Origin of the sequence: Pseudomonas sp. NY15354, from assembly GCF_048068075.1 — a bacterium.
Classification (GTDB): domain Bacteria; phylum Pseudomonadota; class Gammaproteobacteria; order Pseudomonadales; family Pseudomonadaceae; genus Aquipseudomonas; species Aquipseudomonas guariconensis_C.
Map to the genome: position 1 here is coordinate 12,703 of NZ_JBLUPV010000014.1, position 14,202 is coordinate 26,904.

The following is a 14,202-nucleotide window of genomic DNA, read 5'->3' on the forward strand; positions in this document are numbered from 1 at the left end:
CGGTTAGCTCAGATCACCGCCGATTTGGCGGCACGCAGGATACGGTCGGACAACTCGGTATCACCCAAGGCCCGCGCCAAGGTGAGCCCGCCGATCATCAAAGACAGGTCGGCAAAGGCTTTATCGACGTCTTCCGGGCGATCGACCATCTGCGCGGTCATCAGCTCGAGGTGCTCGGCCAGCACCTCACGGAATGTCTCGGGTAGTCGCTGCATCTCGCTCAGGGCTGTAGGCAGGGGGCAGGCATGCTCCTGGGCATCGCGATGTTTGCGCGACAAGTAGAACGCCGCCACCAGCGCACGCCGCCCTGCCCCATCGAGGCTCGGGTCGACCTGGGCAAGCAAGGCCCGGCGCTCACCCAGCAATTGGCGAAAGGCCTCGAGCATAAGCTCATCCTTGCTGTCGAAATGGGCATAGAACCCCCCGACCGTCAGCCCGGCGGCGCCCATTACCTGGCTTACGCTCGGGTCGGCGGGACCGTGCTGGATCAAGGCGCTGCAGGCCGCCTCCAGGATGCGCTCGCGGGTTTTGCTCTTTTTGTCGCTCATGGGCAGCCTCTAAAATATTATGAGCGAAATATTATGCCTGTAATATTTTTTGGCAAGCAGAAAAAAGCCCCCTTCCGCCGGATGGCTGAGCTTTTTTCGAGGCGGAAAAACAAAAGGCCCATTCAATATGCGAATGAGCCTTTAAAGTCCCGCAAAACGCGGGTAAAAGTGGCGTCCCCTAGGGGACTCGAACCCCTGTTACCGCCGTGAAAGGGCGGTGTCCTAGGCCACTAGACGAAGGGGACAACAACCTTCGTGCCGATCCGTTTTCACGAACCGCGGCAAAATTGGTGGAGCTAAGCGGGATCGAACCGCTGACCTCCTGCATGCCATGCAGGCGCTCTCCCAGCTGAGCTATAGCCCCGGATTTCTAGCCTCTCGGCCCAGCGACATCGAAACATCGCTTGTGCAAAACTGGCGTCCCCTAGGGGACTCGAACCCCTGTTACCGCCGTGAAAGGGCGGTGTCCTAGGCCACTAGACGAAGGGGACGAACCTTCTACCTCAAAGACCGGATTGCTGGAACCGATCTTTCTTCCCGACCAATCATGTTGATCGCGAAGCGGAATTTGGTGGAGCTAAGCGGGATCGAACCGCTGACCTCCTGCATGCCATGCAGGCGCTCTCCCAGCTGAGCTATAGCCCCACAATGTCGCTTTGAGCTGAAGTGCTGGCTGGGTGCCTTGCGCTTCATTTCACTCATCGCTGTGGACGGGGCGCATATTAAGTTCCGATTGCAGGGCTGTCAAACAAATTTTTGAAAAACCTCAAAAATTTTTTCACAGATAACAATCACTTACCGCCCTGCCCTGGTGCCTCTGGAGCACCGCCCACTGCAGGCGCGGGTTTATCCGCCAATGCAGAGGTGGATGCGCCACCGTAATCGCGGCTGAACCCGCTCCCGCAGGTTCAGCGGCGACCTTCGCAAAGCGGTCAGGCGATGCTCGCCAGCAGCTTTTCCCATTCCTTGTTTTCTTTCTTCGATACACCACCGAGCAGGTCCAGCGCCTGGCGCAGGCGGTAGCGGGTCAGGTCAGGACCGAGGATCTCCATGGCATCGAGCACCGACACCGAGCTGGCCTGGCCCGTGACCGCAGCGAACATCAGCGGCATGGCGTCACGTAGCTTCAGTTCCAGGGCATCGACCACCGCCTGGATGCAGCCGGTGATACGGTCCTTCTCCCACTGGCGCAGGCTCTCGAGCTTCCACAGGATCAATTGCATGACCTGACGCACCTGATCGGCGGACAGCTTCTTGCTCTCGAACAGCTTGGCATCGAGCTTGAGCGCACCTTCGAAGAAGAAACCTCCCAATGGGGCGATCTGGCTGAAGGTCTCCACCCGGCCCTGCACGTGCGGCGCGATTTTCATCATGTAATCGCTGTTGAAGGCCCACTTCTGCACGCGTGCGGCGAATTCTTCCACCGGCAGCTCGCGCAGCCATTGGCCATTGAGCCAGGACAATTTCTCGATATCGAAGATCGGCCCCCCCAAAGAGATGCGCGACAGGTCGAAGTGCTCGACCATTTCCGCCAGGGAGAACTTCTCGCGCTCGTCCGGCATCGACCAGCCCATACGGCCCAGGTAGTTGAGCATGGCCTCGGGCATGAAGCCCATGCGCTCGTAGAATGTCACCGAAGTCGGGTTCTTGCGCTTGGACAGTTTGGACTTGTCGGGGTTGCGCAGCAGCGGCATGTAGCAAAGCTTGGGCTGCTCCCAGCCGAAGTATTCGTACAGCTTGATCAGCTTCGGCGCCGATGGCAGCCACTCCTCGCCCCGCAGGACGTGGGTGATGCCCATCAGGTGGTCGTCGACCACGTTGGCCAGGAAGTAGGTCGGCAGGCCGTCGTTCTTCATCAACACCTGCATGTCCATGCGATCCCATGGGATCTCGACGTCACCACGAAGCATGTCCGGAACCACGCAGATACCTTCGCTCGGCACCTTCATGCGGATCACGTGGGGCTCGCCGGCATCCAGGCGACGCTGCACTTCCTCGGCGCTCAGCAAGAGCGCCCGGCCGTCATAGCGCGGGGTCTCGCCACGGGCCATCTGCTCGGCACGCATCTGCTCCAGCTCCTCGGCGGTGCAGAAGCAATAGAAGGCATGCCCGGCATCGACCAGTTGCTTGGCGTACTTGGCATAGATCTCACCGCGCTCGCTCTGCCGGTACGGGCCGTGGGGGCCGCCGACGTCCGGGCCTTCGTTCCATTCGATGCCGAGCCAACGCAGGGCGTCGAAGATCTGCTGCTCCGACTCACGGGTCGAGCGCAACTGGTCGGTATCTTCGATACGCAGGATGAACTCACCGCCATGCTGCTTGGCAAAGCAGTAGTTGAACAGGGCGATGTAGGCGGTGCCGACATGGGGATCGCCGGTAGGCGATGGCGCGATGCGCGTGCGAACGGTGGTCATGGAGAGTCTCGAACGAAAGATGAAACAAAGGCGGGATGTTAGCAGGGAGCGGGCGTCCGGCTCCAGCAATGGCGCGATTGTCACTTGTTAGGGCGCCAGTACTCGCTGTTAAATTTACTTACATTTCTGGAACCATAGTCCTCATGCCCGCCCAGCTCAAACGCCGCCTGCTGATCTTCTTCACCCTGGTCCTGCTCGTCGCCCTCGCCTTCCTGGCCCACTGGTACTTCAAGGGCCGCTTCTACGAGAGCACCGACAATGCTTACGTCCAGGGCGAAATCACGCGCATCTCGAGCCAGCTCGGCGCACGCATCGACAACGTCCTGGTCGAGGACAACCAACATGTGAGCAAGGGCGAGCTCTTGGTTCACTTGGAACTCGCCGACTTCGAGCTGGCCGTCGAGCGCGCCCGCGCTGCCCTGGCCACGCGCGAGGCCGAACGCGAACAGGCGCAAAGCCGGCTGACCCAGCAAGGCAGCCTGATTGCAGCCGGCCAGGCCCAGGTAGCGGCCAACCAGGCGACCTTCAACCGCTCGCAACTGGACCTCAACCGTGCCCAAGCCTTGCGTAAACCGGGTTTTGTCTCTGAAGAACGCGTCACCACCCTCTCGGCAGAAAGCCACGTGGCCCGCTCCCAGGTCGACAAAGCCCAAGCCGACCTGCAAAGCCAGCGCCAGCAGGTCAATGCCCTGAGCGCCGACCTCAAGCGTCTCGATGCGCAGATCGCCAATGCTCGCACCGACTTGGCCCAGGCCGAGCTGAACCTGAGCCGCTGCGAAATCCGCGCGCCGATCAGCGGCACCATTGGCCAGCGCAACGCGCGTAATGGCCAGGTGGTGCAAGCTGGAGCCTACCTGTTATCGATCGTTCCGGACGAAGACATCTGGGTACAGGCCAACTTCAAGGAGACCCAGATAGGCCGGATGCGGCCTGGGCAACGCGCGGAGCTGGTGTTCGACAGCTACCCGGACACCCCGATCGAAGGCCAGGTGGACAGCCTGTTCGCGGCTTCCGGTGCACAGTTCAGCCTGTTGCCCCCGGACAACGCCACCGGCAACTTCACCAAGGTGGTCCAACGCATTCCGGTCAAGCTCACCTTTGCCGCCGACAATCCGCTGCATGGGCGCATCCGCCCGGGCATGTCGGTGACCGCGACCGTTGACCTGCGAGATGCGGACGAAGGCCACGATGGCCGGTGATGCGCTGATACGCCCCACTGCACAGCCGAGCCGCCGCGATTGGATCGCGGTGATGAGCGCGATGCTCGGCGCCTTCATGGCGGTCCTGGATATCCAGATCACCAACTCATCGCTCAAGGACATTCAGGGCGCGCTCTCGGCCACCCTTGAGGAAGGTTCGTGGATTTCCACCTCGTACCTGGTGGCGGAGATCATCATGATTCCCCTCACCGCCTGGCTGGTGCAGCTACTCTCGGCCCGGCGCTTGGCAGTCTGGGTATCCCTGGGGTTTCTCACCTCTTCGCTGCTGTGCTCCATGGCCTGGAATCTGGAGAGCATGATTCTCTTTCGCGCCCTCCAGGGTTTCACCGGCGGCGCATTGATCCCCCTGGCATTCACCCTCACCCTCATCAAGCTTCCGGAGCATCAACGCGCCAAGGGCATGGCCATGTTCGCCATGACCGCTACGTTCGCCCCCTCGATCGGCCCGACGCTGGGCGGCTGGCTGACCGAGAACTGGGGCTGGGAGTACATCTTCTACATCAATGTGCCACCAGGGATCGTAATGATCGCAGGCCTGCTCTATGGCCTTGAGAAGAAGGAAGCACACTGGGACCTGCTCAAGCGCACCGACTACGCCGGCATCGTCACGCTGGGGCTGGGCCTGGGCTGCTTGCAAGTGTTTCTGGAAGAAGGCCATCGCAAGGATTGGCTGGAGTCGAATCTTATCGTCAGCCTGGGCACGGTCGCGCTGATCAGCCTGATCACCTTCGTCATCCTGCAGTTCTCCAGGCCTCACCCGCTGATCAACCTGCGCATCCTAGGCAACCGCAACTTCGGGCTTAGCAGCGTGGCGAGCCTGGGAATGGGCGTTGGGCTGTATGGCTCGATCTACCTGTTGCCGCTGTACCTGGCGCAGGTCCAGGGCTACAACGCCCTGCAGATCGGCGAGGTGATCATGTGGATGGGGTTGCCGCAGCTGTTTCTGATTCCGTTGGTGCCGCTGTTGATGAGAGTGGTCCCGCCCAAAGTGCTCTGTGCGCTGGGCTTTTGTCTGTTCGGGCTGGCCAGCTTCGGCTCGGGGGTGCTGAACCCTGACTTTGCCGGGCCGCAATTCGATCAGATCCAGATCATCCGCGCTGTGGGGCAGCCGATGATCATGGTGACCATTTCGCTCATCGCCACCGCCTACATCCTGCCGGAAGACGCGGGGTCGGCGTCGAGCCTGTTCAATATCCTGCGCAACCTGGGCGGGGCGATAGGTATCGCGCTGCTGGCCACGCTGCTGGATGCGCGGACCAAAGTGTACTTCGATTACCTGCGCGAATCGGTGGTACCGAACAATCCACAGGTGGCCGAGCGGCTGGCGCAGCTGGCTGAGCGACTGGGCAGTGATAACGCGGCACTGGGCAAACTGAGCGAGATCACCCACCAACAAGCGTTGATCATGGCCTACAACGATGCCTTCCACTGGGTTGGACTCGGGTTGGTGGTAAGCATGGTGGCCGTGCTGATGACCCGTAAGTTGCCCCCCGGGCTAAAACCAGGCGAGGCCCATTGACTGGAGTTGCCGCCTATACCGGCCTTTTCGCGGGCCACCCGCAAAAAAGCCGGGACCGGTCATAGATCTCAGCTGGTGATCAACAGCTCGCGCAGCTGGCCAATCTCGTCGCGCAGCTGGGCCGCGGCCTCGAACTCCAGGTCGCGGGCGAACTGGAACATCTTCTCTTCCAACTGCTTGATGCGCTTGGTGATCTGCGCCGGTGTCTGCAATTCGGCTTCGTCGCGGGCGCTCTCCTGCGCAGCCTTGGCCATGCCCTTGCGCTTCTTGCTGCGCCCACCCGGGACGCTCGCACCCTCCATGATGTCGGTGATGTCCTTGACCACGCCCTTGGGCACGATGCCGTGGGCCAAGTTGAACTCGATCTGCTTGGCCCGGCGTCGCTCGGTCTCGTCAATGGCGCGCTGCATGGAACCTGTGACCTGATCGGCGTAAAGGATCGCCTTGCCGTTGAGGTTACGTGCGGCGCGGCCGATGGTCTGGATCAGCGAGCGCTCCGAGCGCAGGAAGCCTTCCTTGTCCGCATCGAGGATGGCCACCAGGGACACCTCGGGCATGTCCAGGCCCTCACGCAGCAGGTTGATGCCCACCAGCACGTCGAAAGTTCCCAGGCGCAGATCACGAATGATCTCCACCCGCTCGACGGTGTCGATGTCCGAGTGCAGGTAGCGTACCCGCACGTCGTGATCGGCCAGGTAATCGGTGAGGTCCTCGGCCATGCGCTTGGTCAAGGTGGTGGCCAGCACTCGCTCGCCAGCGCCCACCCGCTTGTGGATTTCCGAAAGCAGATCATCGACCTGGGTCAGCGCCGGTCGCACCTCCACCTGCGGGTCCACCAGGCCGGTGGGGCGTACCACTTGCTCCACCACCCGTCCGGCGTGCTCGGCTTCGTAAGGGCCGGGGGTTGCCGAGACAAAAATGGTCTGCGGGCTGACAGACTCCCACTCGTCAAAGCGCATGGGACGGTTGTCCAGCGCCGACGGCAGGCGGAAGCCGTACTCCACCAGGGTTTCCTTGCGTGAGCGGTCACCCTTGTACATGGCACCGACCTGGGGAACGCTGACATGGGATTCGTCGATCACCAGCAGCGCGTCCGCCGGCAGGTAGTCATACAGGGTCGGTGGGGGCGCTCCGGCTGGGCGGCCGGACAGGTAGCGCGAGTAGTTCTCGATGCCATTGCAGTAACCCAGTTCGAGGATCATCTCCAGGTCGAAGCGGGTACGCTGCTCCAGACGCTGGGCCTCTACCAGTTTGTTGGCCTTCTGCAGGTAGTCGAGGCGATCCTTGAGTTCCTCCTTGATGCCCTCCACAGCCTCCAGCAAGGTTTCACGCGGCGTGACGTAGTGGCTCTTGGGGTAAAAGGTGAACCGCGGCAGCTTGCGGATGACCTCGCCGGTGAGCGGGTCGAATGCGGCGATGTTCTCCACCTCATCATCGAACAGCTCGATGCGGATCGCCTCGAGGTCCGATTCAGCGGGGAAGATATCGACCACGTCACCACGCACGCGAAAGGTGGCACGGGCAAAATCCATCTCGTTGCGGGTGTATTGCAGGTCCGCCAGTCGGCGCAACAGGGCACGCTGATCGAGCTTGTCGCCCCGATCGACGTGCAGGACCATCTTCAGGTAGGTCTCCGGGCTGCCCAGGCCGTAGATGCAGGACACCGTAGTGACGATGATCGCGTCGCGGCGCTCCAACAGGGCCTTGGTGGCCGACAGGCGCATCTGCTCGATGTGATCGTTGATCGAGGCATCCTTCTCGATGAAGGTGTCGGACGAGGGCACATAGGCCTCAGGCTGGTAGTAGTCGTAGTAGGAGACGAAATACTCCACCGCGTTGTTCGGGAAGAACGCCTTGAACTCGCCGTACAGCTGCGCCGCCAGGGTCTTGTTCGGAGCCAGTACCAGGGTCGGGCGCTGCACCTGCTGGATGACGTTGGCGATGCTGAAGGTCTTGCCCGAGCCGGTCACGCCCAGCAGGGTCTGGTGCGAAAGCCCGGCCTCGATGCCCTCGACCATCAGGCGGATGGCCTCGGGCTGGTCGCCGGCCGGCTGGAAACGGGTGACGAGCTGGAACTCGAACATGACGAACCTCGCGGTAACGCAGCAACTGTAAATTTAGCCAGTAGTCTATACCCAAATGCGCCCGCCCGGGACCGGAATCAAGGCCCAGGTGTGAACGCGCATTACAGTGGACCGGGCAATTCGACCAATGGTCGAAAAATATTCGCACAAAAGCCCGGAAAACCTGCGCCAGACTGTCGCCGTGACCGATCGGTATCACTATACTGACTCCCCGTTTGCGCACCACTTCTGTGCACTCGGCCGGAGTGTGCGCGTCCTATCACTCTCCAATCAGAGCCAAGGTAACAATGAGCCTGTTTTCCGCTGTCGAGCTGGCACCCCGCGACCCCATCCTGGGCCTCAACGAAGCATTCAACGCCGACCCACGTACCGACAAGGTCAACCTGGGCGTAGGCGTGTACTGCAATGAGGAAGGCCGCATTCCGCTGCTGCGCGCCGTGATCGAAGCCGAAACCCAGCGTGCTGCCCAGCATGCCTCGCGCGGCTACCTGCCGATCGATGGTATCGCCACCTACGACCAGGCCGTGCAGAAGCTGCTGTTCGGCGCCGAGTCGCCCCTGCTGGCCGCTGGCCGCGTGGTCACCGTACAGGCCGTTGGCGGTACCGGTGCTCTGAAAATCGGTGCCGACTTCCTCAAGCGTCTTTCGCCCAACGCCGTCGTGGCCATCAGCGATCCGAGCTGGGAAAACCATCGCGCCCTGTTCGAAAGCGCTGGCTTCCCGGTGCAGAACTACCGTTACTACGACGCGCCGAGCAATGACGTCAACCGCGCTGGCATGCTCGAAGACCTGAACAACCTGCCTTCCGGTTCGATCGTCGTGCTGCACGCCTGCTGCCATAACCCGACCGGCGTCGACCTGACCCTGGACGATTGGAAAAACGTTCTGGACGTCGTCAAGGCCAAGGGCCATGTGCCATTCCTTGACATGGCCTACCAGGGCTTCGGTGACGGCATCGCCGAAGACGCCTTCGCCGTGCGCCTGTTCGCCGAGTCGGGCATGGAGTTCTTCGTTTCCAGCTCGTTCTCCAAGTCGTTCTCGCTGTATGGCGAGCGCGTTGGCGCACTGTCGATCGTCACCGCCTCGAAGGACGAAAGCACCCGCGTGCTGTCGCAGGTCAAGCGTGTGATCCGCACCACCTACTCCAACCCGCCGACTCACGGCGCCACCATCGTCGCCACCGTGCTCAACAGCGCCGAACTGCGTCAGATGTGGGAAGCGGAACTGGGCGAAATGCGCGAGCGCATCCACGGCATGCGCAAGCAGATGGTCGAGCTGCTGGCCCAATATGGCGCCAAGCGCGACTTCAGCTTCGTCGGCCGCCAGGTAGGCATGTTCTCCTATTCGGGCCTGACCGTTGATCAAGTCGCGCGCCTGAAGAACGACTTCGGTATCTATGCCCTGGACACCGGCCGTATCGCCGTCGCCGCGCTGAACCAGAGCAACATCCACGTGGTCACCAAGGCCATCGTCGAAGTGCTGTAACCTATTGATTGCCCAGGGGGAAGCTTGACTTCCCCTTGGCTATCAGTAAGATACGCGCAGATTCCGCGATAGCTCAGTCGGTAGAGCAAATGACTGTTAATCATTGGGTCCCTGGTTCGAGTCCAGGTCGCGGAGCCAAACACTGAAAAACCTCCAGATGCGCAAGCACTGGAGGTTTTTTCGTTTCTGGCGTAGCGCTTTATTTCAGCGGCTCGGTGACCGGCTTGCTTTCCTCGACCAGGCTCCACACCAGCAGCTTGGCAGACTGGGTCGTGCTGGCGTTACGCGACACGCTATGCACGGTACCCGGTGTTTCATACCAGTACTCCCCTGCTGTGTAGGTCTTTTCTTGTTCATCATTGAGCCTGGAGGTCACCGCTCCTTCGAGTACATAGGCCATTACTGCACCAGGGTGCCGGTGCGCCGGCGAAGCCTGTCCCGGGGCATAGTTGACGGTGAGCATGACGGCCTTCTTGCCTGGGGCATTACTGGGGAGCTGTTCTTGCAGAACCTTGACCTGATCCGGTTGCTCGCCGTGGGCCCAGGCTGGCGCTTGGGCGCCCCACAAGCCAAGGGACAACAGCAAGGCAAAAGAATAACGGCGGATTTTCATGGGCTTCTCCTGATGGGTGACTGCCAGCAGGTTATGCCCCGAAACGCTTGGGACAAATGGCCAATTCAGCGAAAAAGCGGGAGGCCGATCAGTGCCAGCCCAGGGGCCGCTGCGCGGTTCATTGCACCCTTCGGCTGTTCACGGCCGACCGATCGGGTAGAACTCGCCGCCACTCCAGACACCCAGCCATGTGTGCCCATCGATTTCGCGCGGCACCGCCAACTCGACCAACTGGTAGAATACGTTGCGGTGAATCAACGCCTCTAAGTTGCTGCGCATGAGGACATAGGGCGAAGGCTCTTGAGTCCGCGGATCGATTTCGACGCGAAGGGGATGATCCAGGCCCGCAGCGACTTGGTCATCGACGTTGCTGGTAAAGCGCAGCACTTGGTGCTCGCCACTGCCTTCCACGTCCAGCGTGACTGCGACGAACGGTGCGTCATCGACGCGAATACCGACCTTCTCCACTGGGGTAACCAGGAAATAGTCATCGCCATCGCGGCGAATGATGGTGGAAAACAACCGCACCATCGGCTTGCGCCCAATAGGGGTACCCAGGTAGTACCAGGTGCCATCCCGGGCGATGCGCATGTCGATGTCACCGCAGAAGTCAGGATTCCACAGATGCACCGGAGGCAGGCCCTTCTCCTTGGGGATCTGCGCCAGAAGATCATTGGCCTTGCCGCTACCTGTCATGCCCCTGCCCTCAACGACTCATACCCACGAGACTACGAGCGTAATCGCGCATGGGTGGACCAAGCAAATCTTCAGGTGCCTTGTCGTGGAACGTCAACAAACCGCCACGGCTCTTGATGCGTACGGTGTCGATCAGGTAGCGGGTGCTGGTCTCGATCAGCATCATCTGAACCACGCCGGTGTCCACGCCCAGGCGATCCACGGCCTGCTCGTCATACCATTCGTCCCCATTGCCGATGCGGTCATCGGTACGGGCGAAGCGGGTGTACAGGACGTAATCAGCGCCGACCGAGCGCGCCTCGGCAATCGCCTCTTCCAGCCCCAGAGGCCCTTGCGCACGGCGTACCAGCGGGAAGTACTCGACAAAGTTCTTATACGCCTCCTCGGCCACTGCGTTCTGGCGCGGGAGCGGACCTTTGGCCGGCGGTACGAAGTGGCCCTGACCGATGAAGATGAACGAGTCAGGCTGCAGACGCACTGACAAGCTACGCCGGGTCTCGCTGTGGTCCAGTAGCCCAGCATCGCTCATGTGGTAGCGAACGCCTTCTCCCATATCACTGACATTCATGCAGCCGCCCAACGCCATCAGGGCGAGCGACAAGACCAGGCTACGCATCATTCCTCCAGAAACCGGCGACGAAAAACCGGCGAATAGCCGCCAGATGCAGCTTTTGCGCCAGAATCAGCCGCCGATCACTTTCATGATCGTCACACCACCGGAAAACGCCACGTCCTGCTTGTCGGCCAAGGCCTTGACCAATAGCCGCTGCAGGCTGGGGAGCGCCTGGTGACGCGGCTTGTCGAGCAGATCACCGACAAAATGCCGATTCCCCGACGACAGGCAGCCATGCAACCAGCCGGTAGAAGAAAGCCGCAGGCGGGAGCAGGTTCGGCAGAATGGCACGCTTTCGTTGGCGATCACGCCAAAATGCCCTTTACCCGGAATGCGATAGCGCAGCGCCGTGGCATCGATGGGCGCACTGGCCTGCTGATAGGCATGGGCCTGGCCGATCAACCCAAGCAGTTGCTCCAGGCTCACGAATTGCTGCAAGAACGCGTTGTGATCGCGGGCCAGATGCCCCATGCGCATGAGCTCGATGAAACGCAGCTCGTAACCACGCTCCAGGCAATAGTCGAGCAGCGGCAACACCTGATCGAGGTTCTGCCCCCGCATCGGCACCATGTTCACTTTGATGCTCAAGCCGGCGTCACTGGCTTGCTCCATGCCGGCCAACACGCTCTGCAGGTCACCCCCGCGGGCGATTCGGCGAAAAGCCTGAGGGTCGAGGGTATCGAGGGAAACATTCAGTCGGCGAATGCCAGCGGCCCGCAGCAGCGGCAGCTTGCGCGACAGCAATTGTCCGTTGGTGGTCAGGCCGATCTCGGCCAATCCCAGTTTGGCCACCGACTTTAGAAAGTCCTCCAACCGAGGACTGACCAAGGGTTCACCCCCGGTAATGCGCAGCCGCTCGATGCCTGCCGCTTCGACCAGATAGGCGACGCCGCGGGCGAGGGTTTCAGCCGGGAGTTCATCCTGTGCCGCCACCAGGCGCTTGCCATCAGGCACACAGTAGGTACAGGCGTAGTTGCAAGCAGCCGTCAGGCTGACACGCAGGTTGCGAAAGCGCCTGCCTTGACGATCGACGATCATGAATGAATGACTCCGGCATGGAAGAATCGGGCCTGCAAAACCTGACTCAAAAATCAGGTTTTTGCAAGCCTCATTGCCGGACGGTTACCGGGCGAAGCCCGGAGAGACCTTCAGTTTGCGATTTCCGGGTCGCGTTTACGCTTGTTGCCCATGCGTACGCCAATGTCCATGAGGAACTGGAAGAAGCCTTCCTGATCCTCCAATACATTGCTCCAGAACGGCGAGTGATACAGCGCTACAGCGCCGTGTACAAGCGCCCAGGCGGCACAATAGTGGAAGTACGGCGGCACGTCCTCGAGCTTGCCCTCGCTGATGCGCCCCTTGATCAACAGGGTGAGACGATCGAAGTTGGAGGCACGGATGCGGTGCAGTTCATCGACCATCTCCGGCACCTGATTGCCCTTGACCACTTTCTCTTCCAGGCGGTCGAACAACCGGTAGCGCTGCGGATCGCGCATACGGAACTCGAAGTAGGCGCGCGACAGGGCTTCCTTGTCACGGTCGACGTCGTCCGAATGCAACAGCGCGTTCAGGTCGCGCTCGTAGTCGAGCATCAGGCGCAGGTATATCTCCGCCTTGGACTTGAAGTGCTTGTAGATCGTGCCTTTGCCGATGCCCACGGCGTCGGCGATCATCTCGACGGTGACGCTGTCTTCCCCTTGTTCGAGAAACAGCTTGAGCGCGGTATCGAGGATCTCTTGTTCGCGGCGGCGAAACTCACGGACCTTACGAGGTTCTTTCTGCATAGGAAGGACTGGATGACAATCGAAGCGGTTTATTATGCCTAACTTGCGGGAAATTGCACGGATCATCCAAGCATCTATGTATCACGATACGTGTACGGACGCCCTTGCGGGCCCAGCAAATCCACCCGGCCATACGGGGATGGCTCAATGGTTCCAAGGCGTATTCCAAATCTGTTTAAAAAACGACCAGTTGTCGCTGGCACTGTGCCAAACCTGACCAATACTTGGAGTGTTGGCGCGGCGCATCCCCCCAAGTGGCGCGTCAATAAAGGTGCCCAGGGACCGCGGTACCTTTGTTTTACTCCTAATGGTCTTAACCCGGATTCCCCCCCCAGAACCCGGGTTTTTTTTTGCCCGGAGCCCACGAGGGAGCGCCTTGCAGGCGCGAGTGACACGCGCCGCGAGGGTCAAGCCAAAACGATCAGCCAGCCACCCGCGCCAGGGGGAACAGCCGCTTGAAGTTGGCCGTGGTCTGCTCGGCCAGCTTGGCATAGCTGGCGCCACGCAGCGACGCCACGTACTCAGCCACTTCACGCACATATTGCGGCAGGTTCGGCTTGCCCCGGTACGGAATCGGTGCCAGGTAGGGCGAGTCGGTCTCCACCAGCAGCCGGTCGGCAGGCACCTGGCGGGCGACATCGCGCAGGGCGTCCGCATTGCGGAAGGTGACGATGCCCGACAAGGAGATGTAATAGCCCAGGTCCAGGGCCTGTCGGGCCATGTCCCAGTCTTCGGTGAAGCAGTGCAGCACACCGGCCTGGGGCAAGTTGGCCTCGCGCAGCAACGCCAAGGTGTCGGCCCGCGCCGCACGGGTATGGACGATCACCGGCTTGCCGGTCTGGCGCGATGCCTCCAGGTGCAGGCGGAAGGACGCCTGCTGCAGCGCTGCCGCCTCCGGCTCGTAGTGGTAATCCAGACCGGTTTCACCAATAGCGACGACATGGGGGTGGGTCAGCTCACGCAGCAGCCATTCCAGCGCCGGCGTTTCTCCAGGCGCCAGGTCCAGCGGGTGTACCCCTACCGAGCAGTCCACGTCGGCGTACTGCTCGCTCAACGCTTTGACGGCACCGGCATTCTCGGCGCTCACACCGATGCACAAAAAATGCCCGACGCCCCGCTCGCGGGCTGCTTGCAGCGCAGCATCGAGGGAGCCCTGGTGGGCACTGAGGTCTAGTCGATCGAGGTGGCAATGGGAATCTACGAGCATGGAATGACGGCACACATGAG

General features: G+C 61.1%; 12 protein-coding genes and 5 tRNA genes. 4 read left to right on the forward strand and 13 right to left on the reverse strand.

What is annotated here, in order from left to right:
• Positions 1-8: 8 nt before the first annotated feature.
• From ACNFCH_RS14885 to gltX, 6 genes are all read right to left on the reverse strand, one after another.
• Entirely contained in the window at positions 9-548 is a 540-nt protein-coding gene (locus ACNFCH_RS14885; RefSeq protein ID WP_337158740.1) for a TetR/AcrR family transcriptional regulator, read from the reverse strand.
• 169 nt (positions 549-717) lie between these two features.
• Positions 718-793 (reverse strand) — tRNA-Glu (locus ACNFCH_RS14890).
• A 43-nt stretch (positions 794-836) separates the two neighbouring features.
• Positions 837-912: transfer RNA gene (locus tag ACNFCH_RS14895), tRNA-Ala, on the reverse strand.
• A 51-nt stretch (positions 913-963) separates the two neighbouring features.
• Positions 964-1,039: transfer RNA gene (locus ACNFCH_RS14900), tRNA-Glu, on the reverse strand.
• Positions 1,040-1,117: 78 nt separating this feature from the next.
• A tRNA-Ala gene (locus ACNFCH_RS14905) sits at positions 1,118-1,193 on the reverse strand.
• Positions 1,194-1,480: 287 nt separating this feature from the next.
• Entirely contained in the window at positions 1,481-2,962 is a 1,482-nt protein-coding gene (gltX, locus tag ACNFCH_RS14910; RefSeq protein ID WP_337158739.1) for a glutamate--tRNA ligase, read from the reverse strand.
• A 143-nt stretch (positions 2,963-3,105) separates the two neighbouring features.
• Here gltX and ACNFCH_RS14915 point away from each other — a divergent pair, with 143 nt between their 5' ends.
• Positions 3,106-4,161, forward strand: a complete 1,056-nt coding sequence (locus ACNFCH_RS14915) for an HlyD family secretion protein (protein ID WP_337158738.1) — start codon at positions 3,106-3,108, stop codon at positions 4,159-4,161.
• 49 nt (positions 4,162-4,210) lie between these two features.
• A complete protein-coding gene (locus tag ACNFCH_RS14920) occupies positions 4,211-5,701 on the forward strand; it encodes a DHA2 family efflux MFS transporter permease subunit (protein ID WP_416743074.1) in 1,491 nt (496 codons plus the stop codon).
• A 68-nt stretch (positions 5,702-5,769) separates the two neighbouring features.
• Here the strand turns inward: ACNFCH_RS14920 and uvrB are convergent, their stop codons facing one another.
• Complete coding sequence (gene uvrB, locus ACNFCH_RS14925) at positions 5,770-7,785, reverse strand: excinuclease ABC subunit UvrB (RefSeq protein ID WP_416743036.1); 2,016 nt, start codon at positions 7,783-7,785, stop codon at positions 5,770-5,772.
• Positions 7,786-8,072: 287 nt separating this feature from the next.
• Here uvrB and ACNFCH_RS14930 point away from each other — a divergent pair, with 287 nt between their 5' ends.
• The gene (locus ACNFCH_RS14930; protein ID WP_337158736.1) at positions 8,073-9,269 is read left to right on the forward strand and encodes an amino acid aminotransferase; all 1,197 of its coding nucleotides are present in this window, start codon (positions 8,073-8,075) and stop codon (positions 9,267-9,269) included.
• Positions 9,270-9,331: 62 nt separating this feature from the next.
• A tRNA-Asn gene (locus tag ACNFCH_RS14935) sits at positions 9,332-9,407 on the forward strand.
• A gap of 61 nt (positions 9,408-9,468) precedes the next feature.
• Here the strand turns inward: ACNFCH_RS14935 and ACNFCH_RS14940 are convergent.
• The 6 genes from ACNFCH_RS14940 to ACNFCH_RS14965 form a co-directional block, all read right to left on the reverse strand.
• Positions 9,469-9,882 (reverse strand): cupin domain-containing protein, encoded by a 414-nt coding sequence (locus ACNFCH_RS14940; protein ID WP_416743037.1) that lies wholly within the window; start codon positions 9,880-9,882, stop codon positions 9,469-9,471.
• A 138-nt stretch (positions 9,883-10,020) separates the two neighbouring features.
• Positions 10,021-10,578 (reverse strand): DUF1285 domain-containing protein, encoded by a 558-nt coding sequence (locus tag ACNFCH_RS14945; protein WP_416743038.1) that lies wholly within the window; start codon positions 10,576-10,578, stop codon positions 10,021-10,023.
• 10 nt (positions 10,579-10,588) lie between these two features.
• Entirely contained in the window at positions 10,589-11,194 is a 606-nt protein-coding gene (locus tag ACNFCH_RS14950; RefSeq protein WP_196163857.1) for a DUF4823 domain-containing protein, read from the reverse strand.
• A gap of 66 nt (positions 11,195-11,260) precedes the next feature.
• Complete coding sequence (locus ACNFCH_RS14955) at positions 11,261-12,229, reverse strand: GTP 3',8-cyclase MoaA (RefSeq protein ID WP_416743039.1); 969 nt, start codon at positions 12,227-12,229, stop codon at positions 11,261-11,263.
• A 110-nt stretch (positions 12,230-12,339) separates the two neighbouring features.
• Positions 12,340-12,975 (reverse strand): TetR/AcrR family transcriptional regulator, encoded by a 636-nt coding sequence (locus tag ACNFCH_RS14960; protein ID WP_043215450.1) that lies wholly within the window; start codon positions 12,973-12,975, stop codon positions 12,340-12,342.
• Between the two features lie 421 nt (positions 12,976-13,396).
• Complete coding sequence (locus ACNFCH_RS14965) at positions 13,397-14,182, reverse strand: TatD family hydrolase (protein WP_337158732.1); 786 nt, start codon at positions 14,180-14,182, stop codon at positions 13,397-13,399.
• Positions 14,183-14,202: the final 20 nt, after the last annotated feature.

Bases quoted from the DNA above. Each gene is read 5' to 3' on its own strand.
- ACNFCH_RS14885 (WP_337158740.1), bottom strand. From the start codon at position 548: ATGAGCGACAAAAAGAGCAAAACCCGCGAGCGCATCCTGGAGGCGGCC.
- gltX (WP_337158739.1), bottom strand. From the start codon at position 2,962: ATGACCACCGTTCGCACGCGCATCGCGCCATCGCCTACCGGCGATCCC.
- ACNFCH_RS14915 (WP_337158738.1), top strand. From the start codon at position 3,106: ATGCCCGCCCAGCTCAAACGCCGCCTGCTGATCTTCTTCACCCTGGTC.
- uvrB (WP_416743036.1), bottom strand. From the start codon at position 7,785: ATGTTCGAGTTCCAGCTCGTCACCCGTTTCCAGCCGGCCGGCGACCAG.
- ACNFCH_RS14930 (WP_337158736.1), top strand. From the start codon at position 8,073: ATGAGCCTGTTTTCCGCTGTCGAGCTGGCACCCCGCGACCCCATCCTG.
- ACNFCH_RS14940 (WP_416743037.1), bottom strand. From the start codon at position 9,882: ATGAAAATCCGCCGTTATTCTTTTGCCTTGCTGTTGTCCCTTGGCTTG.
- ACNFCH_RS14945 (WP_416743038.1), bottom strand. From the start codon at position 10,578: ATGACAGGTAGCGGCAAGGCCAATGATCTTCTGGCGCAGATCCCCAAG.
- ACNFCH_RS14950 (WP_196163857.1), bottom strand. From the start codon at position 11,194: ATGCGTAGCCTGGTCTTGTCGCTCGCCCTGATGGCGTTGGGCGGCTGC.
- ACNFCH_RS14955 (WP_416743039.1), bottom strand. From the start codon at position 12,229: ATGATCGTCGATCGTCAAGGCAGGCGCTTTCGCAACCTGCGTGTCAGC.
- ACNFCH_RS14960 (WP_043215450.1), bottom strand. From the start codon at position 12,975: ATGCAGAAAGAACCTCGTAAGGTCCGTGAGTTTCGCCGCCGCGAACAA.
- ACNFCH_RS14965 (WP_337158732.1), bottom strand. From the start codon at position 14,182: ATGCTCGTAGATTCCCATTGCCACCTCGATCGACTAGACCTCAGTGCC.